This window comes from Azospirillum argentinense, from assembly GCF_000632475.1.
GTDB lineage: Bacteria > Pseudomonadota > Alphaproteobacteria > Azospirillales > Azospirillaceae > Azospirillum > Azospirillum baldaniorum.
Genome location: NZ_CP007793.1, coordinates 589,019 through 615,342 on the forward strand (window position 1 = coordinate 589,019; position 26,324 = coordinate 615,342).

20 protein-coding genes and 1 other RNA gene are annotated in these 26,324 nt (G+C 69.2%); 5 read left to right on the forward strand and 16 right to left on the reverse strand.

What is annotated here, in order from left to right:
• Positions 1 to 3: 3 nt before the first annotated feature.
• The 14 genes from ftsW to ABAZ39_RS02820 all read right to left on the reverse strand — a co-directional run bounded on the left by ftsW (position 4) and on the right by ABAZ39_RS02820 (position 15,896).
• Positions 4 to 1,125, reverse strand: a complete 1,122-nt coding sequence (gene ftsW, locus ABAZ39_RS02760; protein WP_173400344.1) for a putative lipid II flippase FtsW — start codon at positions 1,123 to 1,125, stop codon at positions 4 to 6.
• The gene (gene murD, locus ABAZ39_RS02765; RefSeq protein WP_038526511.1) at positions 1,125 to 2,528 is read right to left on the reverse strand and encodes a UDP-N-acetylmuramoyl-L-alanine--D-glutamate ligase; all 1,404 of its coding nucleotides are present in this window, start codon (positions 2,526 to 2,528) and stop codon (positions 1,125 to 1,127) included. Before murD ends, ftsW begins: the two co-directional genes overlap by 1 nt.
• Positions 2,529 to 2,541: 13 nt before the next feature.
• Positions 2,542 to 3,627 carry a phospho-N-acetylmuramoyl-pentapeptide-transferase gene (mraY, locus tag ABAZ39_RS02770; RefSeq protein ID WP_035675379.1) on the reverse strand — a complete coding sequence of 362 codons (1,086 nt, stop codon included), beginning with the start codon at positions 3,625 to 3,627 and terminating at the stop codon, positions 2,542 to 2,544.
• 10 nt (positions 3,628 to 3,637) lie between these two features.
• The gene (locus tag ABAZ39_RS02775) at positions 3,638 to 5,134 is read right to left on the reverse strand and encodes a UDP-N-acetylmuramoylalanyl-D-glutamyl-2,6-diaminopimelate--D-alanyl-D-alanine ligase (RefSeq protein ID WP_038526514.1); all 1,497 of its coding nucleotides are present in this window, start codon (positions 5,132 to 5,134) and stop codon (positions 3,638 to 3,640) included.
• A complete protein-coding gene (locus ABAZ39_RS02780) occupies positions 5,131 to 6,585 on the reverse strand; it encodes a UDP-N-acetylmuramoyl-L-alanyl-D-glutamate--2,6-diaminopimelate ligase (RefSeq protein WP_081863020.1) in 1,455 nt (484 codons plus the stop codon). Before ABAZ39_RS02780 ends, ABAZ39_RS02775 begins: the two co-directional genes overlap by 4 nt.
• Entirely contained in the window at positions 6,566 to 8,371 is a 1,806-nt protein-coding gene (locus ABAZ39_RS02785; RefSeq protein ID WP_038526519.1) for a peptidoglycan D,D-transpeptidase FtsI family protein, read from the reverse strand. Before ABAZ39_RS02785 ends, ABAZ39_RS02780 begins: the two co-directional genes overlap by 20 nt.
• A complete protein-coding gene (ftsL, locus tag ABAZ39_RS02790; RefSeq protein WP_038526521.1) occupies positions 8,368 to 9,084 on the reverse strand; it encodes a cell division protein FtsL in 717 nt (238 codons plus the stop codon). The genes ABAZ39_RS02785 and ftsL overlap by 4 nt, the downstream gene beginning before the upstream one ends.
• Positions 9,081 to 10,079, reverse strand: coding sequence for a 16S rRNA (cytosine(1402)-N(4))-methyltransferase RsmH (gene rsmH, locus ABAZ39_RS02795; protein WP_051657766.1), 999 nt, complete (start codon positions 10,077 to 10,079; stop codon positions 9,081 to 9,083). Before rsmH ends, ftsL begins: the two co-directional genes overlap by 4 nt.
• Positions 10,076 to 10,573 (reverse strand): division/cell wall cluster transcriptional repressor MraZ, encoded by a 498-nt coding sequence (locus tag ABAZ39_RS02800; protein WP_038526524.1) that lies wholly within the window; start codon positions 10,571 to 10,573, stop codon positions 10,076 to 10,078. Before ABAZ39_RS02800 ends, rsmH begins: the two co-directional genes overlap by 4 nt.
• A gap of 554 nt (positions 10,574 to 11,127) precedes the next feature.
• Positions 11,128 to 11,545: RNase P RNA component class A (rnpB, locus tag ABAZ39_RS33035), an RNA gene on the reverse strand.
• A 62-nt stretch (positions 11,546 to 11,607) separates the two neighbouring features.
• A complete protein-coding gene (locus ABAZ39_RS02805; RefSeq protein ID WP_038526527.1) occupies positions 11,608 to 12,318 on the reverse strand; it encodes an N-acetylmuramoyl-L-alanine amidase in 711 nt (236 codons plus the stop codon).
• Between the two features lie 22 nt (positions 12,319 to 12,340).
• Entirely contained in the window at positions 12,341 to 13,219 is an 879-nt protein-coding gene (locus tag ABAZ39_RS02810; protein WP_038526530.1) for a DMT family transporter, read from the reverse strand.
• A complete protein-coding gene (locus tag ABAZ39_RS02815) occupies positions 13,216 to 15,039 on the reverse strand; it encodes an ATP-binding cassette domain-containing protein (RefSeq protein ID WP_038526532.1) in 1,824 nt (607 codons plus the stop codon). The genes ABAZ39_RS02810 and ABAZ39_RS02815 overlap by 4 nt, the downstream gene beginning before the upstream one ends.
• A 119-nt stretch (positions 15,040 to 15,158) precedes the next feature.
• Positions 15,159 to 15,896 carry a TerB family tellurite resistance protein gene (locus ABAZ39_RS02820; RefSeq protein ID WP_038526535.1) on the reverse strand — a complete coding sequence of 246 codons (738 nt, stop codon included), beginning with the start codon at positions 15,894 to 15,896 and terminating at the stop codon, positions 15,159 to 15,161.
• 320 nt (positions 15,897 to 16,216) lie between these two features.
• Here ABAZ39_RS02820 and ABAZ39_RS02825 point away from each other — a divergent pair, with 320 nt between their 5' ends.
• The 3 genes from ABAZ39_RS02825 to ABAZ39_RS02835 all read left to right on the forward strand — a co-directional run bounded on the left by ABAZ39_RS02825 (position 16,217) and on the right by ABAZ39_RS02835 (position 22,209).
• On the forward strand, positions 16,217 to 16,771 hold the full coding sequence (locus ABAZ39_RS02825; RefSeq protein ID WP_038530579.1) for a GNAT family N-acetyltransferase: 555 nt from the start codon (positions 16,217 to 16,219) through the stop codon (positions 16,769 to 16,771).
• A 124-nt stretch (positions 16,772 to 16,895) separates the two neighbouring features.
• Positions 16,896 to 20,504, forward strand: a complete 3,609-nt coding sequence (locus ABAZ39_RS02830; protein WP_038526538.1) for a hydantoinase B/oxoprolinase family protein — start codon at positions 16,896 to 16,898, stop codon at positions 20,502 to 20,504.
• Between the two features lie 301 nt (positions 20,505 to 20,805).
• Entirely contained in the window at positions 20,806 to 22,209 is a 1,404-nt protein-coding gene (locus ABAZ39_RS02835; protein ID WP_038526541.1) for an FAD-linked oxidase C-terminal domain-containing protein, read from the forward strand.
• 45 nt (positions 22,210 to 22,254) lie between these two features.
• On the opposite strand, the gene ABAZ39_RS02840 is transcribed toward ABAZ39_RS02835, so the two are convergent.
• Complete coding sequence (locus ABAZ39_RS02840) at positions 22,255 to 23,136, reverse strand: NAD(P)-dependent oxidoreductase (RefSeq protein ID WP_038526544.1); 882 nt, start codon at positions 23,134 to 23,136, stop codon at positions 22,255 to 22,257.
• 383 nt (positions 23,137 to 23,519) lie between these two features.
• Between ABAZ39_RS02840 and ABAZ39_RS02845 the strand changes: the two genes are divergently transcribed.
• Both ABAZ39_RS02845 and ABAZ39_RS02850 read left to right on the forward strand, forming a co-directional pair.
• Entirely contained in the window at positions 23,520 to 23,750 is a 231-nt protein-coding gene (locus ABAZ39_RS02845) for an SMc00767 family acetate metabolism repressor (protein ID WP_014241201.1), read from the forward strand.
• 164 nt (positions 23,751 to 23,914) lie between these two features.
• Positions 23,915 to 24,103 (forward strand): hypothetical protein, encoded by a 189-nt coding sequence (locus ABAZ39_RS02850; RefSeq protein WP_014241200.1) that lies wholly within the window; start codon positions 23,915 to 23,917, stop codon positions 24,101 to 24,103.
• Between the two features lie 12 nt (positions 24,104 to 24,115).
• Here the strand turns inward: ABAZ39_RS02850 and ABAZ39_RS02855 are convergent, their stop codons facing one another.
• Positions 24,116 to 26,206 carry a hybrid sensor histidine kinase/response regulator family protein gene (locus tag ABAZ39_RS02855; RefSeq protein WP_247881613.1) on the reverse strand — a complete coding sequence of 697 codons (2,091 nt, stop codon included), beginning with the start codon at positions 26,204 to 26,206 and terminating at the stop codon, positions 24,116 to 24,118.
• Between the last annotated feature and the right edge of the window lie 118 nt (positions 26,207 to 26,324).

Genomic DNA, 26,324 nt, shown 5'->3' on the forward strand with positions numbered 1-26,324 from the left:
TCGTCACTCCGCCGGGCCGAAGCGCTTGCGGGTCAGCGCCAGCACCATCCCCATGCCGAAGCCCAGCGCCAGCAGCGAGGAGCCGCCGTAGGAGATGAAGGGCAGCGTCATGCCCTTGGTCGGCATCAGATGCAGGGCGGAGCCCATGTTGATCGCCGCCTGCAGGCCGAACTGGATCAGCAGGCCGCTCGCCGCCAGCAGCACGAAGTAGTTGGTGTCGTTGAACACCCGCGCGAAGCCGCGCAGCACGATGAAGGCGAACAGGATGATGATGATCAGGCAGAAGATCAGCCCCATCTCCTCGCCGGCGACGGCGAAGATGAAGTCGGCGTGGCTGTCCGGCAGCGAATACTTCACCGTTCCCTGGCCGGGGCCGGTGCCCATCAGTCCGCCGTTGGCGAAGGCCTCCAGCGAACGGCTGACCTGATAGGTGTCGCCGCTCGACGGGTCGAGGAAGCGGTTGATGCGGCTGTGGACGTGCGGCAGCGTGAAATAGGCGCCGACGAGGCCGGCGACGCCCAGCACACCCAGGCCGCCGACCAGCATGATGTTCAGCCCGGCCAGGAAGAACTGCGAGAACCACACCGCCGACACCACCACCGTCATGCCCAGGTCGGGCTGGAGCAGCAGGCCGCCGACGGTGAGGCCGTAGAGCAGGATCGACAGGATCGTGCCGGGAAAACCGGGGTTGGTGCGCGACAGCGAGAACAGCCACGCCCCGACCACCGCGAAGGCCGGCTTCACGAACTCCGACGGCTGGATCGACAGGCCGGGGATGTGAATCCAGCGCCGCGCGCCCTTGATCTCGACGCCGACGACCAGCGTCGCGTAGACCAGCGCCACCGAAATCAGGAAGACCGCCAGCGCCGCCCGCCGCACGCCGCGTGGGCTGAGCAGAGAGACGCCGCACATGATGGCGACGCTGGGGATCAGCATCATCAGATGGCGTTCGACGAAGTAGAAGGTGTCCTGGATGCCGATGCGCTCCGCCACCGGCGGGCTGGCCGCGGTGATCAGGACCGTGCCGAGCGCCATCAGCACCGCCAGCGCGGCGAGCTGCCAGCGGTCGACCGTCCACCACCAGCGGCCGAAGATGGATTGGTCGGTGCGGTCGAAGGTCATCATCAGGCGCGGTCCCCCGGAACGGCGTTGCCTTCGAGGCGGTTCACGGCGTCGGCGAAGGCCTCGCCGCGCTTCTCGAAATTCGCGAACTGGTCCCAGGAGGCGCAGGCCGGCGACAGCAGCACGCAGGCGCCGGGCAGCGCTTCGGCCAGCGCCAGCTCAGCCGCGGCGTTGACCGCCACGTCCAGCGTGCCGCAGCGGGTGTGCGGGACCTTGTTGGCCTCTAGCCACGCGGCGAAACGGTCCGACGCCTCGCCGATCAGGAAGGCGTGGCGGACGCGCGGCGCGTAGGCCTCCAGCCCGTCCAGACCGGTCTCCTTCGCCTGACCACCGAGGATCCAGTAGATCGGGTCGAAGGTCGCCAGCGCCTTCTCCGTCGCGTCGGCGTTGGTCGCCTTGCTGTCGTTGACGAAGCGCACGCCGTCGATGGTCCGCACCAACTGCTGGCGGTGGGCGAGGCCGGGGAAGGTGGTCATGGCGGCGACGATGGCCGGGGTCGGCACGCCCGCCGCCTTGCAGGCGGCATAAGCCGCGGCGGCGTTCTGCCAATTGTGCGTGCCGAGCAGCGCCGGGAAGGCGGCCAGCTCGGCCACGCGCTCCGCGGCGCCGAAGGTGTCGTCGACCAGCCAGCCGTCCGCGGCGTAGACGCCGCCGGCCACCGGACCCAGGGCGGAGACCGGCCAGATCACCTGGTCGCCCTTGGCCTTCAGCTCCTCCCAGATCGCCCGGCAAATCGGGTCGTCCACGCCGATCACCGCGGTGCGCGGCTTGGTCTGGCGGTGGAAAATCAGTTTCTTGGCGGCGACGTAGCCGTCCATGCCACCATGCCGGGTCAGATGGTCCGGCGTGATGTTGAGCAGCACCGCCACGTCGAAGGTGATCGAGTAGGTCAGCTCAAGCTGGTAGCTCGACATCTCCAGAACGTAGCTGCCGCCGGCCCCCACGGAGGGAAAGGTCAGCGCCGGGGTGCCCAGGTTGCCGCCGACCGCGATGCGCCGCCCGGCGGCTTCCATCACATGACCGATCAGGGTCGTGGTGGTGGACTTCCCGTTGGTGCCGGTGATGCCGATGTAGGCCGAATCGCGCTCCGACCGGGCCAGCAGCTCGATGTCGCAGACCAGCTCGATGTTCGCGGCGCGGGCGCGCAGGGCCACCGGGTGGGGCTTCGGGTGGGTGTGCGGGATGCCCGGCGACCAGACGATGGTGGTCAGCTCGGTCAGGTCCGCCGTGGTCAGGTCGACGACCTTGTAGCCCTTGCTCAGCGCGTCCGCGCGGCTGGACTCGTTGTCGTCCCACACCCACACGTCGGCGCCGCTCTGGGTCAGCGCCTCCGCCGTGGCGAGGCCCGACTTGCCCAGCCCCATGACCGCCACCGGCAGTCCTTCCATGTAGAACAGGTTGATCATCGGGCGGCGACCCTCAGCGGAGCTTCAGCGTGGACAGGCCGACCAGGGCCAGGATGGAGGCGATGATCCAGAAGCGGATGACCACGGTGGACTCCGCCCACCCCTTCTTCTCGAAGTGATGGTGCAGGGGCGCCATGCGGAACACCCGCTTGCCGGTCAGCTTGAACGAGGCGACCTGGACGATCACCGACACGGTCTCCAGCACGAACAGGCCGCCGATGATCGCCAGCACGATCTCGTGCTTGGTGACCACGCTGACGGCTCCCAGCGCGCCGCCGAGGGCCAGCGAGCCGGTGTCGCCCATGAAGACCATGGCGGGGGGCGCGTTGTACCAGAGGAAACCGATCCCCGCACCGACCAGAGCCCCGCAGAAAACGGCAAGCTCACCAGCACCGGGCACATGGTGGATCTGGAGATAGTTGGCGAAGATCGCGTTGCCGGTCAGATAGGCGATCAGGCCGAAGCAGCCCGCCGCGATCATCGTCGGCACGATGGCCAGCCCGTCCAGCCCGTCCGTCAGGTTCACCGCGTTCGACGCCCCGACCATGACGAAGGCGCCCACCGGGATGAAGAACCAGGAGAGCTGGATCAGGAAATCCTTCACGAAGGGCACGGCCAGACCGCCCGACAGCGGCGGCGCCGACACATACATGATGGCGGCGGCGGCGGAGACGCCGATGATGATTTCCCAGGTCAGGCGGAAGCGGCCCGACAGGCCCTTGGTGTTGCGCTTGGTCAGCTTCAGGTAGTCGTCGCCGAAGCCGATCAGCCCGTAGCCGATCGTCACCAGCAGCACGATCCAGGTGTAGGCGTTGGTCAGGTCGACCCACAGCAGCGTGCTGATCGACACGGCGATCAGGATCATCAGGCCGCCCATGGTGGGCGTGCCCTTCTTCTTCGCATGGCTTTCCGGCCCGTCGGAGCGGATCGGCTGGCCCTCGCCCTGCTTGCGTTTCAGCCACGCGATCAGGCGCGGAAAGAACACGAAGCTGATGACGAGCGCCGTCAGCACCGCGCCTCCCGTCCGGAAGGTCAGATACCGGAACAGGTTGAACGGCGTGAAGACGTCCGCCAGAGGGAAGAGCAGGTTGTAGAGCATCGTGAAGCGGTCAGCCTTTGTGCCCGTGCGCCGCGGTCTGATCCGTGTCAGCCGCGGGCGAGGAGCCGTTGTTGTTCTTTTCGGTTTGTTTGCTGTCTTTGGTGTCCAGGGCGGACAGGGCGTCCACCACCGTCGCCATGCGGCTGCCCAGCGAACCCTTGATCAGCATCACGTCGCCGCCGCGCACCGCACCGGCCAGGAGGGGGGCCAGCTCGGCGCTGGTCTCCGTCCAGGCGCCGCGCATGGCGGCGGGCAGACGGTCGAACAGGGCGCGCATGTGCGGACCGCAGGCGTAGACCGCGTCCACACGCGCGGCGCGCAGCGGTTCGGCCAGCGCGGCGTGCAGGGCGTCGGCGCGGTCGCCCAGCTCCCGCATGTCGCCCAGCACGGCGAGGCGCCGGCCGCCGGCGCCGGGGTCGATCTTGCCGAGCACCGCGAAGGTCGCGGTCATGGCGGCGGGGCTGGCGTTGTAGCTCTCGTCGATCAGGGTGAAGGCGCCCCGCGCGGCCTGGACGCGCTTGCGCGTGCCGCGGCCCTTGACCGGCGCGATGGTCGACAGCGCGCGGGCCGCCGCGGCGACGTCGGCGCCCAGCGCCTTGACCGCCAGCAGCACGGCGAGGCTGTTCATCACCCAGTGCCGGCCGGGCAAGGCGAGGCAGTACTGGATGCGCTCGCCCCGGACGATCGCGGTCACCGCGCTGCAGGTGGCGTGCAGCGAGCACTCCACCAGACGCGCGTCGGCGTCGGCGTGGGAGCCGAAGCTCCAGATGCGGCTCAGCCCCTGGGTCCGCGCGGCGGCCAGCAGACGGGCGAAATGCGGGTTGTCGCGGTTGAGGACGGCGACCCCGTTGGGGTTCATGCCCTCGAAGATCTCGGCCTTGGCGTCGGCGATCGCCTCAACGGAGTCGAAGAACTCCAGATGCGCCGCCTCGACCGTGGTGATGATCGCGACGTCGGGCATCACCTGCCGCGACAGCGGCCCGAGCTCCCCGGCGTGGTTCATGCCAAGCTCGAACACGCCGAACTCGCTGTCCTCCGGCATGCGGGCCAGCGACAGGGGCACGCCCCAATGGTTGTTCAGGCTGCCTTCGGTGGCGAAGGTGCGGCCCTGCTCCGACAGGACGTGGCGCAGCGCCTCCTTGGTGCTGGTCTTGCCGACCGAGCCGGTGACGCCCACCACCTTGGCCTGGGTGCGCAGCCGCGCGACGTGGCCGAGATCGCCCAGCGCCGCCAGCGTGTCCTGCTCCACCGCCAGAAGGGAGGCGTCGCCCGGCACGCCGGGCGGCACGGTGCTGACCAGCGCCGCGGCGGCGCCGGCCTCCAGCGCCTTCGCCACGAAGTCGTGCCCGTCGAAGTTCGGCCCCTTGATGGCGACGAACAGGTCGCCCGGCGCCACCTTGCGGCTGTCGATGCTGACCCCGGTCGCCGCCCAGGAGCGCGTCGCCTGACCGCTGGTGGCGGCGGCGGCGTCCTCAGCGGTCCACAGGACGGTCTTGGCCTCGCTCATGCTGCTCCAACCTCTGCCACGGCGGCTCGTGCCTCGGTCGCGTCGTCGAAGGGAAGGACCTCCGTCCCGACGATCTGACCATGCTCATGTCCCTTGCCGGCGATGACCAGGACGTCACCGGGCCGAAGGCTGCGGACGGCGGCGCGGATGGCCTCGCGCCGGTCGCCGATCTCCTCCAGGGCCGGGTGGCCCGCCAGGACCTCCTTGCGGATGGCCGCCGGCACCTCGGTGCGCGGGTTGTCGTCGGTGACGATGGCGCGGTCGGCCAGACGGCCGGCCAGCTCCCCCATCACCGGCCGCTTCCCGCGGTCGCGGTCGCCGCCGCACCCGAACACCGCGATCAGGCGGTTCCGGGCGTGCTGCTTCAGCGCCAGCAGCACCGTTTCCAGCGCGTCGGGCGTGTGGGCGAAATCGACATAGACCGCCGCCCCGCAGGGGTGGGTCGCGACGTGCTGCAGGCGTCCCGGCACGCCTTCCAGGCGGGTCAGGGTGGCGAGAGCCTCGTCACGGTCCGCGCCGGAGCCGATCACCAGGCCGAGCGCGCACAGCACGTTCCACGCCTGGAAGCGGCCCGCCAGCGGCAGGTCCACGGTGATGCCGCGGCCCAGGACCGTCAGGTCCAGACGCTGGCCGTGGGCCAGCGGCTCGACCCCGTTCACCCGGATCTCGCGACCGGCCAGACCGTATCCGAAGACGCGGTGACCGCGCTGTGAACAAATCCCGGCAAGCTCGGCAAAGGTGCCGCTGTCGGCGTTCAGGACGGCGGTTCCCCCATCGGGCAACACCCGTCCGAACAGCATCGCCTTGGCCTGGAGATAGGCCTCCATCGTACCGTGGTAGTCCAGATGGTCACGGGTCAGGTTGGTGAAGCCCGCGGCCTTGAGGACGACGCCGTCGAGACGGAACTGCTCCAGCCCGTGGCTGGACGCCTCCATCGCCAGATGCTCGATCCCCTTGTCCTTGACGGCGGCGAGGTCGCGGTGGAGCGACACCGGGTCCGGCGTGGTCATCCCGCCGTAATCGTCCAGCCCCGGCCCGATCAGCCCCAGCGTGCCCAGGCTGGCCGCCTTCAGGCCCATCAGGTCCCACATCTGGCGGGCGAACTGCACGGTGGAGGTCTTGCCGTTGGTCCCCGTCACCGCCACCACGGTGTCCGGCTGCTGCCCGTGGAAGGCGGCGGCGAGGCGGGCGAAAAGGCGGCGCGGCTGCTCGTCCGCAATCAGCGTCGCGGCGCTGCCGGCGGGCAGCGCGGTCCCGATGGGCGCCACCACTGCGACGGCGCCCTTGGCGAGCGCGTCGGCGATGAAGGCGCGCCCGTCCGCCTTCGCGCCCGGCAGGGCGGCAAAGACGAAACCGGGCCTGACCGCGCGGCTGTCCGCGGTCAACCCGGTCACTTCGACGGCTGGCACCTCGACGGAGGAGGACGCAGCGTCAGCGCGGCTTGTTGCCAGCAGGTGGGACAGAAGCAACGGTGCTGCCTTTCGGTTGCGCGGGCGGAGGCGGCGGTGCGGGCGGGGTCGTCTGACCGGCGGTGTTGATGTAGGTGGCGTTGATGACGTCGGGGGAAGCCTCGTCCACCGGCTGGACGCCCAGCAGCGGGCCGATCTGCTTCACGATCCGGCCGACCGCGGGAGCGGCGACCCAGCCGCCGGTGGCGAAGCCGTAGGTCTTCTTGGTGCCCTTCGGCTCGTCCACCAGGACATAGACGATGTAGCGGGGATCGTGCATCGGGAAGGCGCCGAGGAACGACGACATGCGGGAGTTCCGGGCGTAGCTCCGGCCCTTCTGCTTCTCCGCCGTGCCGGTCTTGCCGCCGACGACGTAGCCCTTGGCGTTGGCCGACTTCGCCGTGCCGTCGGTGACCACGAAGCGGAACAGGCGGCGCATCATCGCCGAGGTCTTCGGGCTGATGACCTGCTCGCCCGGCACTTCGACCGCGGGGTCGCGCTTCAGCAGGGTCGGCGGGTGCAGCACGCCGCCATTGATGATCGAGGCGGCGGCGTTGACCGTGTGCATCGGGCTGACCGACATGCCGTGGCCGAAAGAGATGGTCATGGTGTTGACCTCCCGCCACGGATTCGGCACCAGCGGCCAGCCGTTCTCCGGCAGCTCCAGCGAGGTCGGGCGGGTCATGCCCAGCTTGGTCATGAAGGACTTCTGATGCTGCACGCCCAGAGACATGGCCATGCGCACCGACCCGAGGTTCGACGATTCCTGGAACACCTCCGCCACCGTCAGGTTGTGGCGGAAGGGGTGGTATTCACGGATCGTGAAACGGCCCACCTTGATGTTGTTGATCGTGTCGAAGGTGTCGGAGACGCGGATCTTGCCCGAATCCAGCGACATCGCCGTGTTGAAGATCTTGAAGGTGGAGCCCATCTCGTACACGCCGAGCGTCGCGCGGTTGAACAGCGTGTCCGGGTCGAGCCCCGTCGGGTTGTGCGGATCGAAATCGGGCAGCGAGACCATCGACATGACTTCGCCGTTGCGGACATCGTAGATGATGCCGGTGGCGCCGATGGCGCTGAACTCGTCGATCGTCGTCTGCAATTCCTTCTTCATGATGTGCTGAAGGCGCAGGTCGATCGACAGCTGCAACGGCTTGGGGTCGGTGGTCAGCCGCTTGTTGAACTGCTGCTCCAGCCCGGCGAGGCCGTTGTTGTCCACGCCGGTGAAGCCGACCAGATGCGAGGTCAGGTTGGAGGCCGGGTAGAAGCGGCGCTCCTCCCGTTCGAAATAGACGCCGGGCAGGCCGAGCCGGAACACCGCCGCCTGCTGCTTGGGCGTCAGGTTGCGCTTGATCCAGACGAACCGCTTGTCGCCGCTGAGCTTGGTCAGCAGGTCCTTGTAGTCCAGCTCCGGAAGGGCGGTGGTCAGCTTGCGCGCCACCTCGTCCGGGCGGCTGATCAGCTTCGGGTCGGCGTAGAGCGACTGCGTGGCGAGCGAGGTCGCCAGCAGGTTGCCGTTGCGGTCCACGATGTCGGCACGGTTGACCGGCGGGGCGTCGACCTCCGCGGCCATGCGCGGGCGCGGTTCCGCCGCGTGGTTGAACAGCGTCGCGTCCACCAGCTTCACGCCGATGGCGGAGAAGACCACGGCGACCATGGCCGCGGTCACCATCAACCGGTTCCGGCTCTGCTCCAGCGCGACCGACAGCGACGTCCGCGGCTTGGAAGCCGGGGGCGGAACGCTGTAGGCGCCGTGCGCGGGATCGATGCCGGGCGGCGGAACGCTCATCGGTTGGCTCCGAGACGGGCGACGAGAAGACCGATGCTGTCATGCTGGGCCGGCGCGGCCGGCGGCGGGGCGGCCTGGAAGCCGGCCTGCTGCGGCTGCGGACGGGCCGCGGGCGGCGGCGCCAGCGTCCGCGCGGTGACCGGCGGCTTGGTGGCGACCTCCGTCGGCTTGGTCGTCACCACCGGAGCCGGGGCGGACTTGGCGGCGGAGGGCAGGGGCGGGACCTTGGCCGAGGCGGGCACGATGGCCGAGGGCTTGATCGGGGCCGGCTTGATCGGCGAGGCCGAGGCCGGGATCACCACGCCACCCTGAATGATGGCGCCGCCGCCCACGACGCTGTCCCCGGTGGAGGCCGTCGCCACGTTCGGCGCCTTGCCCGGCGTCTGGTTGCGGACCATCGGCGGCAGCGGAGCTTCCTCCGGCGCGACGGTGGGGGAGGGGCGCATCGGGACGATGTTCATCGCCACGAACTGGCGTGCCTCGGTCGGCTGCAGCGCCAGATGCTCGCGCGACAGATTCTCAAGACGGGTCGGGTCGTTGAGGAAGCTCCACTCGGCCTTGAGGACCTGGATGGCCTCCTGCTCCACCATGATCTTGCGGTTGAGCGAGCCCAGCTTTTCCTCCAGCTCCTGAACCTCGTAGCTGGTCTCGAACAGAACGAAGCCGGCGGTGGCGATCAGGCCACCCCAGAAAAGTGCGGATTTGTATTTCATGCCGCCTCCTTGCCGGGCGCCGGATAGGCCGGCGCCGCCGTGCGTTCAGCCGCGCGCAGCCGGGCAGAGCGCGCGCGTGGGTTGCTGTGGGCTTCCTGATCCGTCGGCACGATGGGCTTGCGCGACAGGAGCCGGAAGGATGGGGAACGCGCGTCCGCCGCAAGGCTCGGCGCGTGTCGGGACGGGGAGGGCGGGGGCGAGGAGCGTTCCTTCAGGAACGTCTTCACTTCCCGGTCCTCCAGCGAATGGAAGGAGACGACGGCGAGGCGGCCGCCGGGCTTCAGCAGCGATTCGGCGGCGGCAAGGCCGCGGCGCAGCTCGCCCAGCTCATCGTTCACATGGATGCGCAGCGCCTGGAAGGTGCGGGTCGCCGGGTCGATGGCGTCGCCCTTCCCCTTCGGCACCACCGACCGTACCACGTCGGCCAGCTGCTTGGTGCGCGCGAACGGGGTGTCCAGACGCGCGGCGATGATGGCGCGGGCCACGCGGCGGGCCATGCGCTCCTCGCCGTAATGGAAGATGATGTCGGCCAGCTCGTCCTGGGTGGCGGTGTTCACCACGTCGGCGGCGGTCGGCCCATCGCGTCCCATCCGCATGTCGAGCGGACCGTCGAATCGGAAGGAGAAGCCGCGCTCCGGCTCGTCGATCTGCGGGGAGGAGACGCCGATGTCCAGCGCCACGCCGTCCACCGATTCGACGCCGTGCTCGGCGAGCAGCCGGTCCATGTCGCCGAATCGGCCTTCGACGATCTCCAGCCGGCCCGGATAGGCGAGGGCGAGTTGGCGGCCGCGCTCGATGGCTTCGGGGTCACGGTCGATTCCCCAGACCCGGCAGTCGGCGCGATCGAGAATCGCGCGGGAATAGCCGCCGGCGCCGAAGGTGCCGTCCACATAGACGCCGCCGTCGCGCGGGGAGAGCGCGTCCACGACCTCGTTCAGCAGGACGGAGATGTGGGGGGAGGCCGGAGCGGAGGAGATGGAGGCGGGGGTGATCATGCGCCCTCCCCTCCCCGGCCGGCGGCGGCGCGGGACGCCTTGGCGACGATCTGGCTCAGCGAAATGTCCTTGCGCACGACCTGGTCGCGCAGCGTTTGTTCATGGGCCTTCAGGGCGCCGGGCTCCCAGATCTGGAAGGTCTTGCGGCGGCCGATGAAGGCGGCTTCCTCGTCGATTCCGGCGAATTCGGCGAGTTCCTTGGGCAGGACGATCCGGCCTTCGGTGTCCAGCGAGACGGGGATCAGCTTGCCGAAGATGAAGGTCTCGATCATGTCGCGCTCGTCCGAATCCAGATCGGGGGATTCCAAGCTTTCGGAAAGCACGTCGAGGTAATCCTGGTCGGCGCCTTCCAGCGCCTGATGATTCAGCGAAGGCCAGAGATAGACGGTGCCGGGAGCCGACGTCTTGGCAAGCGACTGCCGGAACTGCGCCGGGATGGAGCAGCGGCCTTTCCTGTCAACTTTGTTGACGTATGTGGACAGGAAAATGGCCATCGGCCTGACGAACGCCCCCCTTATCCCGTTGCCGGTCTTCGCCGTCGCGAAGCCCTATCCGCTCTTGCCGCTGAACGCGCCCGGTTTGGCTACCTTGGTTGGGTAGTTCCCCCTCCGAACTGGGCTTTCATGGGATAGCATGGGACAGTTTGGGCGTCAACGCCCCCTCCAGTATTCATATGGTGCTGTCAAGACTTTTGGGGCGATGTGTTGCCAGCGTGCAAATAGGTGAACCGAATCGGCGAGAATCGGCAATATACCAGCGCGCTAATGAGCGATTACGCGGCGTTGCCCCACAGAGTTCGCAGGATGTTCCGTGAGTCCCGCGAATGGTTCCCACCATGTGGCTTTCCATAAAGGCGAATCGCACCCTACGAATGGTATAGCCAGCTGGGGTAACCTGCCGTGGTGAGGCATGGGACGGCATGGGAATTTGCCCCACAGTTATCCACCGGCTGTGGATGAAGCTGGGGACATCTGTGGACAAGGGGGCGCCATCCCGGTCCCGCGCCGCGGAAAAGGGGTGGTCCGGTGATCCGGAGGTGGTGGGGATAAACGCCAGATGGCCTGTAAGCCGGGTTTTGTCCTCAGGTTACCCTGATGGATGGCCATTCATCTGGGACGCCGGTTGCCCGGCGCCTCACGCAACCAACCCGGGCGGCGGCGCGGAAACGCGCTTGGCCCCAAACCATCCCAACCGATCAAGGATCAGGGGAGATGGCGGGCCGTGCCGCCCCTATTCGGTCTTGCTCCCGGTGGGGTTTACCGTGCCGCCCCTGTTGCCAGGCGCGCGGTGCGCTCTTACCGCACCCTTTCACCCTTACCGCCGGCACGAGGCCGGTGGCGGTTTGCTCTCTGTGGCACTTTCCCTAGGGTCGCCCCCGCCGGCCGTTAGCCGGCACCGTGTTTCCGTGGAGCCCGGACTTTCCTCCCCCGATCCAAAAGGTCGAAGGCGGCCATCCGGCCATCTGGCGCGGCACTGTGTACAGAGTCGCCGTTCGATTCGCAACGGTGTTCGGGGGCGATTCGGATTCTCAGCGCCCGGTCATCCGCAGCAGCGCGCGCAGGCGGCGCAGCGTTTCCGGATCGGGCTTCCCGGTCAGGCGTTCGGGGTGGAAATGGCGCTGGAAGGACAGCAGGACCCGCGATTCGGCGGTGTCGTACCCATAGCGTCCCAGAAGCGCCGCCACATCCTCTGCGGACTCCGCCAAGTCGACCGGCGAGTTGTCCACCGCGGTGGGCTGGGGCCACAGCCCGATCCCGCGCGCGGCCAGCCCCGGCCAGTCGAACAGCTCGCCGGGGTCCTCCTTGCGAGCCGGGGCGATGTCGCTGTGGCCGAGCACATCGGCGGGCGCGATCCCATGACGGCCCATGATGTCCAGGCAGAGATCGGCCACGGCGGCCATCTGGGCGGCGGGGAAGGGGCGGTAGCCGAACTCGTGCCCCGGATTGACGATCTCGATTCCGATGGAGCGGCTGTTGACGTCGGCCCGCCCCCGCCAGGAGGACAGGCCGGCGTGCCAAGCGCGCCGGTCCTCCGGCACATGGGCGTAGACGGTGCCGTCCTCGTCCACCGTGTAGTGGGCGCTGACCTGGGCGGCGGGCTCGCACAGCCGGCTCAGCGCCGACTCGGCGGTGGGCATCCCCGTGTAATGGAGGATCAGCAGCTCCACCCCCACCCCCTCGGGGCGCGGCCCGTGGTTGGGGGAGGGGCGGTCGATGCATCCGGTGCCCGTGCGCGTCATGGTGTCCTCAGGTCGGGCTTCCTCAGGTCGGATTCGTCACCTTCTCCGCCAGCGTCGTCGGGCGCCGCTTCACGATGACGGCCATGCCGCCCACGGTCAACAGCCCGCCCAGGACCAGACGGAGCGTGAAGGGATCGTCCATCAGCAGAACGCCTGCCAGCACGCCGAAGACCGGCACGGTCAGCAGGAAGGGCATGGTCTGGTTGACCGAGTATTTGCGCAGCAGCGGGTACCACATCCCATAGGCGCCGATCGTCACGCCCACCGCCATGTAGGCGATGGCGCCCCAGCCCCACAGGGTGGCGTCGGTGAGCGCGGCCATCTGCCCCTCCTCGAACAGGAAGGAGAGCAGGAGCAGCTGCGGGGCGGCGAACAGCGCCATCCAGCCGTTCAGCGCGAAGCCGTCCACCCCGACGATCAGCTTCATCTGGATGCTGGCGACGGCGAAGGCGAAGCTGGCGCCCAGGATCATGAACAGCGACAGCAACGATCCGGACAGCCGCGGCTCCCCCGCGATGACCATGACGCCGGCGAAGGCGGCGGCCATCCCGGCGGCGCGGCGCCAGCCCAGCTTGTCCTTGAAGACCAGCGCGGCCAGCAGGGAGGAGAAGGGCACCTGCGCCTGCGCGGCCAGCGAGGCGGTGGCCGCGTCGATGCCGTTCAACCCAGTGAACATCAGCGGGAAATGCACGGTCCCCAGCGTCACCGACAGGATCGCGATGGGCCGCACCGCGCTCCACGGAATCCGCTTGAAGGGCAGGATCAGCGCCGCCACCGCGACGAAGCGCAGCGCCATGATGAACAGCGGCGGGAACTCGGCCAGCCCCCATTTCGCGACAACGAAGTTCAGGCCCCAGGTCGCCATGACCAGGAGCGCCAGCAGCGAGTCGCGCAGACTCATCCGCGGCCGCCTTCCAGCTCCTCGCGCAGGGCCTCCAACTCCAGCCAGCGCTCCTCGGCGCCGGCCAGCTCGTTTTGTTTCGCCTGCAACTGATCGGACGTCTTCTGGAACTTGGCGGCGTCGCGGGCGAACAGGTCGGGATCGGCCAGCGCCGCTTCGAGCTTCGCCACCTCCGCGGTCAGCTTGTCCATGCGGGCGGGCAGGTCGTCCAGCTCCCGCTGGTCCTTGTAGCTGAGCTTGCCCTTCGGCTTGGCGGCCGCCGGGGCGGCGGGCTTCGCCTTGGCCGGGGCGGCGGCCTTCTCCTTGGGCGGCGGGCGCTGCACCAGATAGTCGGAATAGCCGCCGGGATACTCGGCGATCACGCCGTCCCCCTCCACCGCGATGGTGCTGGTGACCAGCCGGTCGAGGAAGTCGCGGTCGTGGCTGACCAGCAGCAGCGTGCCCTGGTAGTCGCCGAGCACGTCCTCCAGCAGGTCGAGCGTGTCCATGTCGAGGTCGTTGGTCGGCTCGTCGAGGATCATCATGTTGCTCGGCCGTGCGAACAGGCGGGCGAGCAGCAGCCGGTTGCGCTCACCGCCGGACAGCGCCTTGACCGGGCTGTCGAGCTGGCGCGTGTCGAACAGGAAGTCGCGCATGTAGCCGGCGACGTGGCGCGGCTGGCCGTTGACCATCACGCTGTCGCCGCCGAAGGGGCACAGCACCTTGCGGATGGTGTCCTCGGGGTCCAGCCCGTCGCGCCGCTGGTCGAAATAGGCGGTTTCCATGTTGGTGCCCAGCCGGACCGTGCCGCTGTCGGGCTCCATCTGGCCGGTCAGCATCTTCAGCAGGGTGGTCTTGCCGGCGCCGTTCGGCCCGATCAGCCCGACCCGGTCGCCGCGCAGGATGCGGGTGGAGAAGTCGTTGACGATGGTCTTGCGGCCGTCCGCCGTGTCGAAACCCTTCGAGATGCGCTCGGCCTCGATGACCAAGCGCCCGCCGCGCTCGGCCTCGGCGACGGCGAGCTTGGCCTGCTGGCCGCCCTTGATGCGCTCGGCGCGGTCGGTGCGGAGTTGGAGCAGGGCGCGCACGCGGCCCATGTTGCGGGTGCGCCGGGCGGAGATGCCCTCGCGCAGCCACTTCATCTCGCCTTCAATCTTGCGGTCGAGCTTCTGGGCGGCGATCTCCTCCGATTCGAACACCTCGGCCTGCCAGGTCTCGAACTCGGCGAAGCCGCGGTCGGTGGCGCGCACCGTGCCGCGGTCCAGCCACAGCGTGCGCTTGGCCAGCCGGTTCAGGAAGCTGCGGTCGTGCGAGATCAGCAGCAGACCGCCGCGGTAGGCCAGCAGCTCCTCCTCCAGCCACTCGATGGTGGGGAGGTCGAGGTGGTTGGTCGGCTCGTCGAGCAGCATGACGTCGGGGGCGCCGACCAGCGTGCGGGCCAGCGCCGTGCGCCTCGCCTCGCCGCCGGACAGCGTGTTGGGGTCGAGATGGCCGGGCACCTGGAGCCGGTCCAGCACGGCGTCCACCCGGTGCGTCTCGTCCCGCTCGTCGGCGGGCAGGCCGGCGGCGACGTAGTCGTGGACGGTGGCGCAGCCGGTGAAGTCCGGCTCCTGCGGCAGATAGGCGATGCGGGCGCCCGGCTGGGTGAAGACGGTGCCGCCGTCCGGCTGGATCATGCCGGCCAGCACCTTCATCAGCGTCGATTTGCCGGACCCGTTCCGCCCGACCAGACAGGCCTTGTCGCCCCGCCCGATGGACAGGTCGATGGTTTCGAACAGCGGACGGCCACCGAAGGTGACGGACACGCCCTGGAGCGCGGTGATCGGAGCGGGAGGAGCCATGACCCAACGGTACGGTGTGCGGAGGTGTGCTTATATAGCGTGCGGTCCGCAGGCTCGCGACACCCGATTGCGCCGGGGCGGGGATGCGTCGGCAGGGAAGGACGGCGCGACGCCTGGCTTTACCCGCGCGCGCGCTCCTTCTCGATCCGGTCGAAGGCGGCGTTGATGGCGGCGACCTTCTGCGTCGCCAGATCCACGAACTCCTGCGGCATGCCCTGGGCGATCAGCACGTCCGGATGATGCTCGCGCACCAAGCGGCGGTGCGCGGCCTTGATCGCCTCGTCGCTGGCGCGGCGGGAGACGCCGAGCACGCCGTAGGGATCGGTCTCGTTCGGCGTGCCGGCGATGTGGTGGCCGGCGACGATGCGCTCGAACTCCTCGTCGGTGAAACCGAAGATGTGGGCGACCGTGCGCAGATACTCGACTTCCGTCTCGTGCAGCTCGTCGTCGGCCTCGGCGATGGCCAGCAGGCTGTCGAGCAGTTCCTCCAGAACGGCGCGGCGGTCATCGAACAGGCCGGCGATCTGCTGGGCGTATTCCTCGAAGCCGTGGGTGTCCTTGCGGGCGAGGTCGAAGACGTGGCCCACCGTGTCCAGCTCCTCCGGCGGGACGCGGAACAGGCGCTTGAAGGTGTCCACCTCCACCCGCTTCACCACGCCGTCGGCGCGGGCCATCTTCGCCGACAGGGCGATCACGCCGATGGTGAAGGCGATGGACTTGGTGGCGTCCGCCGGGCCGCACAGGCCGCGGATGCCGCGCCCCACCGCGTAACCGGCGGCCAAACCGATCAGGCCCCCGATCGGGCCGCCGACGGTGAAACCGGCCGCCCCGCCCAGGACGCTGCCCCAGATGCTCATTTTTATCCGCCTTTCGCCCGCGGGAGCAGCATACCGGCAGTCCGGCGCCGCGCCAACCGGCCCATACTTTTTCGTTGTTTCCCAGAATCTTCGTGCGCTGCGTCCTTTTCATCCGTTGGAGGTACGGGATTTTCCGGCGGGGCGGGATGTTGCTGCACTGCAACAGAGTCGTGCCGTCGTCGCCAGGGGCCTTGCCCTTTGGTCCCGTCTTCTCCATGTTGCGCCGCAACAAAAGAGGGTGGCTGGTCCAGGCCGCCGACGGGGAAGCGGACGACGCGAAGCGGTGCGATGTCCCGAATCACCAGCGCCACGAGTCCCCCATGTCCGCCATCCGCAAGCTTCTCCCCGCCGAGCGCGGTCCGTACCGCGCGCATCTGCTGCGGCTGGACAAGGCGGACCGCTACGCCCGCTTCACCGGCACCGTCTCCGACGAGGTCATCGCCCAGCATTGCGAGTCGCTCGACTGGACGCGGACCACGCTGGTCGGCCTGTTCGACCGCGGCGAGCTGCGCGGCGCGGTGGAGCTGTGCTTCGATCGGCTGCTGTGGCCCGGCGCGGCGGAGCTGGCGATCAGCGTCGAGAAGGGGTTTCAGGGGCGGGGCGTCGGCTCCACCCTGGTCCGCCGCTCGCTGTCCATCGCCGCCAACCGGGGCATCCGGCAGGTCCACCTGATGTGCCTGTCCGACAACACCCGCATGCGCGTCCTGTCGCGCCGCTTCGGCGGCCACATGGAGCGCGACGGCGGGGAGTTCGCCATCACCATCGACCTGCCGCGTCCCTCGCAATTCTCGCTGGCGCTGGAGGCGTTCGAGGACGGAGCAGGGGCGGTAAGCGCTGTGCTGGACGGGTTGCCCGCGCTGCTCAAGGCGGCCTGACCGGACGGGCAGGAGGAGGGGGCGCATCCCACCCTTTCGTGCACCCCGTCTTGACCCGCGGCGGCGTATCGTCACACTCCCGTCAAGACATCAGGCGTCGAGACAAGACATCAGGGAGTTGGGTATGGCGTCCCAAGCGCAGGGTCGGTGGCAGTTCTGGATCGACCGCGGCGGCACCTTCACCGACATCGTGGCCAAACGCCCGGACGGGTCGGTGGTCACGCACAAGCTGCTGTCGGAGAATCCGGAACGCTACCGCGACGCCGCCATCCAGGGCATCCGCGACCTGCTGGGCCTCGCCTCCGGCCAGCCGATCCCGGCGGAGGCGGTCGAGGCGGTGAAGATGGGCACCACCGTCGCCACCAACGCGCTTCTGGAGCGCAAGGGCGAGCGCACGCTGCTGCTGATCACCGAGGGGCTGGGCGACCAGCTCCGCATCGGCTACCAAGCCCGCCCGAAGATCTTCGCCCGCCATATCGTGCTGCCCGAGCTGCTCTACGAGCGGGTGGCCGAGGTGCCGGAGCGGGTCAAGGCCGACGGCACGGTGCTGAAGGCCGTGGACCTGCGCGCCGTGCGGGTCCAGCTGGAGCAGGCCTACCAGGACGGCTTCCGCGCCGCCGCGGTGGTGCTGATGCACGGCTACCGCTTCCCGGACCATGAGAAGCAGGTGGCGGCGCTGGCCCGTTCCATCGGCTTCACCCAGGTGTCGGTCAGCCATCAGGTCAGCCCGCTGATGAAGATCGTCGGGCGCGGCGACACCACCGTTGTCGACGCCTACCTGTCGCCGATCCTGCGGCGCTATGTGGAGCAGGTGGCCGGGGACCTCTCCGGCGTGCGGCTGATGTTCATGCAATCGAACGGCGGGCTCACCGACGCGCGCTGGTTCCAGGGCAAGGACGCCATCCTCTCCGGCCCGGCGGGCGGCATCGTCGGGGCGGTGCGCACCGCGCGCATGGCCGGCTTCGACCGGGTCATCGGCTTCGACATGGGCGGCACCTCCACCGACGTGTCGCACTACGCCGGGGAGTATGAGCGCGCCTTCGACACGGTGGTGGCGGGGGTGCGGATGCGCGCCCCGATGATGCACATCCACACCGTGGCGGCGGGCGGCGGTTCGGTCTGCTTCTTCGACGGGGCGCGCTTCCGCGTCGGGCCGGAGAGCGCCGGCGCCAACCCCGGCCCGGCCTGCTACCGCCGCGGCGGGCCGCTGACCGTGACCGACTGCAACGTGATGGTCGGCAAGCTGCACCCCGACTTCTTCCCCCACGTCTTCGGGCCGGAGGCCGACCAGCCGCTCGACGCGACCATCGTGCGCGAGAGGTTCGCCGAACTGGCCGAGGAGGTGAACGAGGCGCTGGGCACCGAGATGACCCCGCATCAGGTGGCCGAGGGCTTCCTGAAGATCGCCGTGGACAACATGGCGAACGCCATCAAGAAGATCTCGGTCCAGCGCGGCTACGACGTCACCCAATACACGCTGAACGGCTTCGGCGGGGCGGCGGGGCAGCATGTCTGTCTGGTCGCCGACGCGCTGGGCATGCGGAAGGTCTTCCTCCACCCGCACGCCGGCGTGCTGTCCGCCTACGGCATCGGCCTCGCCGACACGGTGGCGATCCGCGAGCGCGCGGTGGAGGCCCGCCTCGACGACGCCCTGGTGGACGAGCTGACCGCCACGCTCGCCGCGCTGGAGGCCGAGGGGCGGATGGAGCTGGCCCGCCAGGGCGTGCCGGAGGACCGGCTGGCCGTCCTGCGCAAGGCGCACATCAAGGTGGAGGGCTCCGACAGCCCGCTGGTCGTCGATTTCGGGCCGCTCGACGCCATGGCCGCGGCCTTCGAGGCGGCGCACCGCCAGCGCTACGGCTTCATGATGGAGGGCAAGGCCCTGGTGGTCGAGGCCGTGTCGGTGGAAGCGGTGGGCCGCACCGAGAGCGCCGACGATCAGGACCTGCCCAGCGTCACTGGCGCCCTGCCGCGCCGCCTCGCCACCGTCACCCTGCACACCGGCGCCGCCGACCGCGAGGCGCCGGTCTACGACCGCGACCAGCTCCAGCCCGGCAACCGTGTGACCGGCCCCGCCGTCATCAAGGAGAAGATCGCCACCACGGTGGTCGAGCCCGGCTGGATCGCCGAGGTGACGCGCAAGAACCACCTCGTGCTGACCCGCTTCGAGGAGCTGCCGCAGCGCCTCGCCATCGGCACCAAGGCCGATCCGGTGATGCTGGAGGTCTTCAACAACCTCTTCATGTCCATCGCCGAGCAGATGGGCTTCACGCTGGAGAAGACCGCCTATTCCGTGAACATCAAGGAGCGTCTGGACTTCTCCTGCGCCCTGTTCGACGCCGACGGCGGGCTGATCGCCAACGCCCCGCACATGCCGGTGCATCTCGGCTCCATGGGCGAGAGCGTGCGCGCCATCGTCGAGCGGCGCCGGGGGGAGATGAACCCCGGCGACGTCTACATGCTGAACGACCCCTATCATGGGGGCACGCATCTGCCGGACATCACCGTCATCACCCCGGTCTTCGACGAGGCCGGCGAGCGCGTGCTGTTCTACGTCGCCTCGCGCGGGCACCACGCCGACGTCGGTGGGATCACCCCCGGCTCGATGCCGCCGGACAGCACGACCATCGACCAGGAGGGCGTCCTCCTCGACAACATCCAGCTGGTCGAGCGCGGCCGCTTCCTGGAGGAGGAGGTCGTCGCCCTCTTCACCGCCGGGCCGCAGCCGGCGCGCAACGTGGCGCAGAACCTGGGCGACCTGAAGGCCCAGATCGCCGCCAATGAGCAGGGCGCGCGGGAGCTTCGCCGCATCGTCGCCCAGTTCGGGCTGGAGACGGTCAACGCCTACATGAAGCTGGTCCAGGACAACGCCGAGGAACAGGTCCGCCGCGTCATCGACGTGCTGACCGACGGCGAGTTCGTGCAGGAGCTGGACAACGGCGCGGTCATCAAGGTCCGCATCACCATCGACAAGGACGAGCGGTCGGCGCGGGTGGACTTCACCGGCACCAGCCCGCAGCTCACCAGCAACTTCAACGCCCCGACGGCGGTGTGCCGGGCGGCGGTGCTCTACGTCTTCCGCACACTGGTCGACGACGAGATCCCGATGAACGAGGGCTGCCTGAAGCCCATCGAGATCGTCATCCCGCCGGGCACCATGCTGTCGCCCAGCTACCCCGCCGCGGTGGTGGCCGGCAACGTGGAGACCAGCCAGTGCGTCACCGACGCGCTGTACGGCGCGCTCGGCGTGCTGGCCTCGGCCCAGGGGACCATGAACAACACGACCTTCGGCAACGAGCGCTACCAGTATTACGAGACGGTCTGCGGCGGCTCCGGCGCCGGTCCCGGCTTCGACGGGACGGATGCGGTGCACACCCACATGACCAACTCGCGTCTGACCGACCCGGAGGTGCTGGAATGGCGCTTCCCGGTGCTGCTGGACAGCTTCCGCATTCGCCGCGAATCGGGCGGGGCGGGGCGCTGGCGTGGTGGCGACGGGGTGGTGCGGCGTCTGAGGTTCCTGGAGCCGATGACCGCCGCCATCCTGTCCAACCACCGCCGCGTGCCCCCCTTCGGTCTGAAGGGCGGTGCCCCCGGCCAGATCGGGCGCACCTGGGTCCAGCGCACCGACGGCTCGGTGGAGGAACTCGGCCCCCAGGACAAGACCGCCATGGGGGAGGGCGACGTGCTGGTCGTCGAAACCCCGGGCGGCGGCGGCTACGAGGAGGCGTGACGGCGCCAATCCCCCTCTCCCCCTCCGGGGGAGAGGGGTTAGTGGAGGGGTGGGTCGGCGGTGGCGAGTACGTCCGGCGATCGGCGACTACCGTACCGGACAAACGCCGACCACCCCTCCACCCTCCCGCGCCTGCGGCGCGGGTCCCCTCCCTCTCCCCGGAGGGGCGAGGGGCTTCCAAAAGCGCAAGCCCCCCACCCATGCGCGCGAGTCGCTTGTCTGCGCGGGCGGGGGGGCTTAGCTTCTCCGGTCCTACCACCGCACGGCACCGTGCCAAAAGGACCCCCGGGGAGAATCGTCCATGACCGCCGTACCCGCCGCCCAGCCTCGCGTCGCCTTCACCGACGAGATGAAGGCCGAGTTCAAGGCCCTGCTTGGGGACCGCTTCACCACCGCCGCGGCGGTGCGCGAGCATCACGGCAAGGACGAGTCCTACCACCCCAACTTCCCGCCCGACGGCGTCGCCTTCGCCACCTCCACCGAGGAGGTCAGCGCCATCGTCACGCTCTGCGCGAAGCACAAGCTGCCGATCATTCCCTTCGGGACCGGCACCTCGCTGGAGGGTGGCGTCGCCGCGCTGGCCGGCGGCGTCTGCATCGACGTGTCGAACATGAAGGAGGTCCTGCGCGTCAGCCCGGAGGACCTCGACGTCACCGTCCAGGCCGGCGTGACCCGCAAGCAGCTCAACGAGCATCTGCGCGACACCGGCCTGTTCTTCCCGATCGACCCCGGCGCCGACGCCTCGCTCGGCGGCATGGCCTCCACCCGCGCCAGCGGCACCAACGCCGTGCGCTACGGCACCATGCGCGAGAACGTGCTGGGGCTGACGGTGGTTCTGGCCGACGGCCGGATCATCAAGACCGGCGGGCGCGCCCGCAAGTCGGCCGCCGGCTATGACCTGACCCGCCTGTTCGTCGGGGCGGAAGGCACGCTCGGCATCATCACCGAGGTGACGCTGCGCCTCTACGGCATTCCGGAGGCGATCTCGTCGGCGGTCTGCCCGTTCAACGACATCCGCGGCGCCGTGGACACCGTGATCCAGACCATCCAGTCGGGCATCCCGGTCGCCCGCATCGAGCTGCTGGACGAGGTCCAGATGGACGCGGTGAACAAGTATTCCAAGCTGGACTACAAGGTCGCCCCGACCCTGTTCTTCGAGTTCCACGGCACGGCCGCCGGGGTGAAGGAGCAGGCGGAGATGGTCTCGGCCATCGCTGCGGAGTTTGGCGGCAGCGAATTCACCTGGGCGACCCGTCCGGAGGACCGCTCCAAGCTCTGGCAGGCCCGCCACGACGGCTATTACGCGGCGCTGGCGCTGCGCCCCGGTTCCAAGGGCTGGCCGACCGACGTCTGCGTGCCGATCTCGCGGCTGGCCGACTGCATCCTGGAGACCAAGAAGGACATCGCCGAATCCTCGATGCTGGCCCCGCTGGTCGGCCATGTCGGCGACGGCAACTTCCACCTCGTCTACGTCATCGACCCCGACAAGCCGGAGGAGATGGCCGAGGCCAAGCGCCTGAACGACCGCATGGTCGACCGGGCGCTCGCCATGGGCGGCACCTGCACCGGCGAGCACGGCATCGGCTACGGCAAGATGGAGTTCCTGGAGAAGGAGGCCGGCGATGCCTTCGCCGTGATGGGCGAGCTGAAGCGCGCCTTCGACCCGGAGAACCGGATGAACCCCGGCAAGGTCGTCCGCATCTGAGGACAAAAAAAGGGGAGCGCCGCGGCGCTCCCCATCTCCTTTCCCTCAGCGCGTCAGCCGCGTCATCAGGCTGGAGGTGTCCAGCCGATTGCCGCCCATCCCCTGGACCTCGGCGTAGAACTGGTCGACCAGGGCGGTGACGGGCAGGGTGGCGCCGTTGTTGCGCGCCTCGTCCAGCACGATGCCCAGGTCCTTGCGCATCCAGTCCACGGCGAAGCCGAAGTCGAACTTGCCGTCCAGCATCGTCTTGGCGCGGTTGTCCATCTGCCAGGACTGCGCCGCCCCCTTTCCGATCACGTCCACGACCTTGTGCCCGTCCAGACCCGCCTTCTGCGCGAAGGCCATGCCCTCGGCCAACCCCTGCAGCAGCCCGGCGATGCAGATTTGGTTGACCATCTTGGTCAGCTGACCGGCTCCCGCCGGCCCCATGTGGGTGACGGAGCGGCCGTAGCAGGCCATCAGCGGCTGGACGCGGGCGAAGGCGTCGGCGTCGCCGCCCACCATCACCGTGAGCACCCCGTTCTCCGCCCCGGCCTGCCCGCCGGACACCGGCGCGTCGAGGAAGAACAGGCCGCGCGCGCGGGCCAGTTCGGCCACCTCGCGCGAGACGGTGGCGGAGACGGTGGAATGGTCGGCGATGATTGTGCCGGGCTTCATGGCGCCAATCGCCTCGCCGGCCACCGCCCGCACGTCGTCGTCACCGCCGACGCAGAGGAAGACCACCTCGGCGTCGCGGGCGGCCTCGGCCGGGGTGGCGGCGCCGGCGCCGCCGAAGCGGGCGGTCCAGGCGTCGGCCTTGGCGGCGGTGCGGTTGAAGACGGTCACCCGGTGGCCGCCCCGGACGGCCAGATGGCCGGCCATGGGAAAGCCCATCGTGCCAAGCCCCAGAAAGGCGACGGAGCGGGAATCGGTCGCGGTGTCGGCCATGGTCCTGTCTTTCTTCGTTGTATCGGCTGCGGATCGTTTTTTGTCGGCGACCGCCTTTTTGTCGGCGTCTGCCCTTGGACCGCCAAGCTAGGCCGGGAGCGCGCCCCGATCAAACGCCGTCCGTCGAACGCAGCGCGATTGAAGCGCGACGGGATCCTTCCCCCATCCGGCATCCCCGGGCAGCGGCACTCTGCCGCGGGAGGCATGACTCTTTCGAACGAGGTTGTCTTGCCGCGCCCTTGCTACCGGCGCGTGATGTGTTAAGACGTTGAATGCCGGGTTTGCAGCGCAGCACCCGGCCATGCCGGCGCAACGGCGCCGGTGAACCAGGGCAGAGCCGGGGCCGCAAGACCCGGGCCGGAGAACAAGGGAAGGATAGCCGCATGACGAATCAGTCGGGTTTCCAGGATGCGCCGCCGGACGAGCGTTCGAACCTCACGGACGAGCAGGAAAGCGCCATCCGCGTCCTCGCCAACAGCCTGCACCGCCTGAACGACGCCGTCGTCAAGGCCGTGGAAGCCGGCGTGACGGTCGAGCTGATGCGCACGGCCCGCTATCACAACGCGACGGGCAACTGGGGCGACCAGCTCACCCCGATGATCCGCACCAAGTAAGCGGCTCGTCCCATCCGACCGGAGGGCCTCCCGTCCGAAAGGACAGGGAGGCCTTTTCCTTTTCGGCATGCCCCCATCCTGTCCCACCATTGTTCCCGTCGCGGTGCGGAACCGCTGCGCCCTTCGCCGGTTCCTTCCTTTTGGCCCCCAGCAAGGAAACGGTCATGAAGGACGCTCAGAACCACACCCCGCAGCGTCAGGGGCAGCGTCAGGGCATGAACGACCGCGAAGCGTTCTGGCGCATGCACTGCCTGTCGGAACCGACCTTCACCGACCTCACTCACGGCATCTTCCTGGGGCTGATCTGGTCGGCGGTGCTGTGGGCGCCGATGTTCATCAGCGTTCTGCTCTGACCCTTCCAGCCGTCAGGCGGTCTTCGCGGTGCGGAGCAGGGCGCGGACGCGGGCGGCGAGCTGGTCCGGGGTGAAGGGCTTGGGCAGGACGGCGGCATCGGCCTTGAGCCCGCTCAGCGATTCGGGGCTGTAGCCGGAAATCAGCAGGACCCGGATGCCGGGCCAGCGCTCCTGGACCCGCCGCGCCAGATCGATTCCCGACACGCCGTAGGGCATCACCACGTCGGTCACGATCACGTCGAAGGCCGCGTCCTGCTCCAGGATCTCCAGCGCGGCGGCGCCGTGGTCGGCGGTCTCCACCTCGAAGCCCTCCTGGGTCAGCCCCTCCACGGTGGCCATCAGGACCAGCGCGTTGTCCTCGACCACCAGCAGGCGGACCGGGCCGCTCGGCGCTGACTCCGCGGCATCCGGCATGGCTTCCGGCTCCGGCGCCCGGCCGGACACCGGCAAGGAAACGCGGACGACCGTGCCGCGGCGCGGCGCGCTGGAAATGGTCGCGTTGCCGCCCGACTGCCGGGCGAAGCCGTAGACCATCGACAGGCCCAGGCCCGTCCCCTTGCCGTGCGGCTTGGTGGTGAAGAAGGGCTCGAAGGCTCGGGCGGCGACCTCCGGGGGCATGCCGCCGCCGGTGTCGGTGATCTCCAGAACGGCCAGCGGGCCGTCGGGCGTTTCCTCCTGCCGGACGGCGATGCGGATGCGCCCGCCCGACGGCATCGCGTCGCGGGCGTTCACCACGAGGTTCAGCACCGCCAGCTCCAGCTGGACCGGGTCCACCTCCACCCGCAGCGGGGCGCTGGATAACGCCCAGTCCAGCGCGATGTCGGCGCGGATGGAGCGTTCCAGCAGATCGGCCATGGCGCGCAGGGCATCCCCCAGATCGATCACCTTGGGGTCCACCGCCTCCTGGCGCGAGAAGGCCAGCAATTGCCCGGTCAGCGTCCGGGCGCGCTCCAGCGCGGTGCGGGTGCCGTCCAGATAGCGCGTGCCTTCCGCCGGCAGGTGCCGTTCCATCAGATGCAGGTTGGTCAGGGCGGCGGTCAGAAGGTTGTTGAAGTCGTGGGCGACGCCACCCGTCAACTGGCCCAGCGCCTCCAACTTCTGCGACTGGCGCAGCGTGTTCTCCAAGGACTCGCGGGCACGGGCCTCCTCGGTCCAGCGGCGGACCGCCCGCATCTCGCTCTGCGCGCGGCGCAGCGCCAGCAGGGTGATGCCGACCAGAGCCAGCATCGCCGGCACGGCGAAGCTGGCGTACAGAAGGATGTTGCGCGCCCAGCCGGCCCGGATCTCGGAGATCGGGATGCCGTAGGTGACGTAGATCGGGTAGGGGGTGACGTGCATGAAGCCGTTGAGCCTCGGCATGCCGTCCATGCGGCCCCGAGAGCGGAACACGCCCTCGGTCCGCCCGGTCGCCATGGCGCTGAGCAGAATGCTGTCCGCGGCGTGGCGGGCCTGCCGGTCGCCCATCGAGGGGAAGCGGACCAGGACCGAGCCGTCTTGGCGGACGAGGGAGATCGACTCCTTCGGATCGGAAACGACGAGCTGGTAGAAATCCACCAGATAATCGGTCAGCACCGCGGTCAGCAGGACGCCGTTGAACGGCCCCTCCGGTCCACCCGCGGCGGTGCGGCGGCGCGTGACGTTGAACTGCCGCTTGCCCGAGCCGCGCCCCGTGATCGCCTCGCTGACGAAGATGCCGGCGTCCGCGGCCGCCTGCGTGCGGAAATACTCGCGGTCGCCGACGTTGATCGACGAGGTGGGGAACAGGCGGTTGTCGTTGCGCACAGCGCCGTTGGGATCGATCAGCCCGACGACGCCGATTTGCGGAAGCTCTTCGATCAAGGTGCGCAGATAGCCGTGCAGATCGTCGGAACGGCCGATCTCGTCCCAGCTCATGCCGGCGCTGCGCTCGTTCAGCCGGTCGAGAACCTGTTCGACCGTGTCGAAGACCTTCTGCATGTGCTCGTGCAGGATCAGCACGGTCTTGCGGATGTTGCGCTCCGCCTCGGCTTCGGCCTCGTGATAGTCGTGCCAGGCGATGGCCGTGAACAGCAGGGCGGGGACCAGGATGGCGGCCACCAGCAGGATGCGCAGAAGACGCACCATTCCCGCCGATTCGGTTGCCAGGGCATCGAGGTAGCGAAGAGGCATGGGCTGCGGAGCTGCGGAGCTGTGTGGCGATGGGGGGAGGGCGATCGCGGGCGGCGGTGGGGCGGGACACCAT

Bases quoted from the DNA above. Each gene is read 5' to 3' on its own strand.
- ftsW (WP_173400344.1), bottom strand. From the start codon at position 1,125: ATGATGACCTTCGACCGCACCGACCAATCCATCTTCGGCCGCTGGTGG.
- murD (WP_038526511.1), bottom strand. From the start codon at position 2,528: ATGATCAACCTGTTCTACATGGAAGGACTGCCGGTGGCGGTCATGGGG.
- mraY (WP_035675379.1), bottom strand. From the start codon at position 3,627: ATGCTCTACAACCTGCTCTTCCCTCTGGCGGACGTCTTCACGCCGTTC.
- ABAZ39_RS02775 (WP_038526514.1), bottom strand. From the start codon at position 5,134: ATGAGCGAGGCCAAGACCGTCCTGTGGACCGCTGAGGACGCCGCCGCC.
- ABAZ39_RS02785 (WP_038526519.1), bottom strand. From the start codon at position 8,371: ATGAGCGTTCCGCCGCCCGGCATCGATCCCGCGCACGGCGCCTACAGC.
- ftsL (WP_038526521.1), bottom strand. From the start codon at position 9,084: ATGAAATACAAATCCGCACTTTTCTGGGGTGGCCTGATCGCCACCGCC.
- rsmH (WP_051657766.1), bottom strand. From the start codon at position 10,079: ATGATCACCCCCGCCTCCATCTCCTCCGCTCCGGCCTCCCCCCACATC.
- ABAZ39_RS02800 (WP_038526524.1), bottom strand. From the start codon at position 10,573: ATGGCCATTTTCCTGTCCACATACGTCAACAAAGTTGACAGGAAAGGC.
- ABAZ39_RS02805 (WP_038526527.1), bottom strand. From the start codon at position 12,318: ATGACGCGCACGGGCACCGGATGCATCGACCGCCCCTCCCCCAACCAC.
- ABAZ39_RS02810 (WP_038526530.1), bottom strand. From the start codon at position 13,219: ATGAGTCTGCGCGACTCGCTGCTGGCGCTCCTGGTCATGGCGACCTGG.
- ABAZ39_RS02815 (WP_038526532.1), bottom strand. From the start codon at position 15,039: ATGGCTCCTCCCGCTCCGATCACCGCGCTCCAGGGCGTGTCCGTCACC.
- ABAZ39_RS02820 (WP_038526535.1), bottom strand. From the start codon at position 15,896: ATGAGCATCTGGGGCAGCGTCCTGGGCGGGGCGGCCGGTTTCACCGTC.
- ABAZ39_RS02825 (WP_038530579.1), top strand. From the start codon at position 16,217: ATGTCCGCCATCCGCAAGCTTCTCCCCGCCGAGCGCGGTCCGTACCGC.
- ABAZ39_RS02830 (WP_038526538.1), top strand. From the start codon at position 16,896: ATGGCGTCCCAAGCGCAGGGTCGGTGGCAGTTCTGGATCGACCGCGGC.
- ABAZ39_RS02835 (WP_038526541.1), top strand. From the start codon at position 20,806: ATGACCGCCGTACCCGCCGCCCAGCCTCGCGTCGCCTTCACCGACGAG.
- ABAZ39_RS02840 (WP_038526544.1), bottom strand. From the start codon at position 23,136: ATGGCCGACACCGCGACCGATTCCCGCTCCGTCGCCTTTCTGGGGCTT.
- ABAZ39_RS02845 (WP_014241201.1), top strand. From the start codon at position 23,520: ATGACGAATCAGTCGGGTTTCCAGGATGCGCCGCCGGACGAGCGTTCG.
- ABAZ39_RS02850 (WP_014241200.1), top strand. From the start codon at position 23,915: ATGAAGGACGCTCAGAACCACACCCCGCAGCGTCAGGGGCAGCGTCAG.
- ABAZ39_RS02855 (WP_247881613.1), bottom strand. From the start codon at position 26,206: ATGGTGCGTCTTCTGCGCATCCTGCTGGTGGCCGCCATCCTGGTCCCC.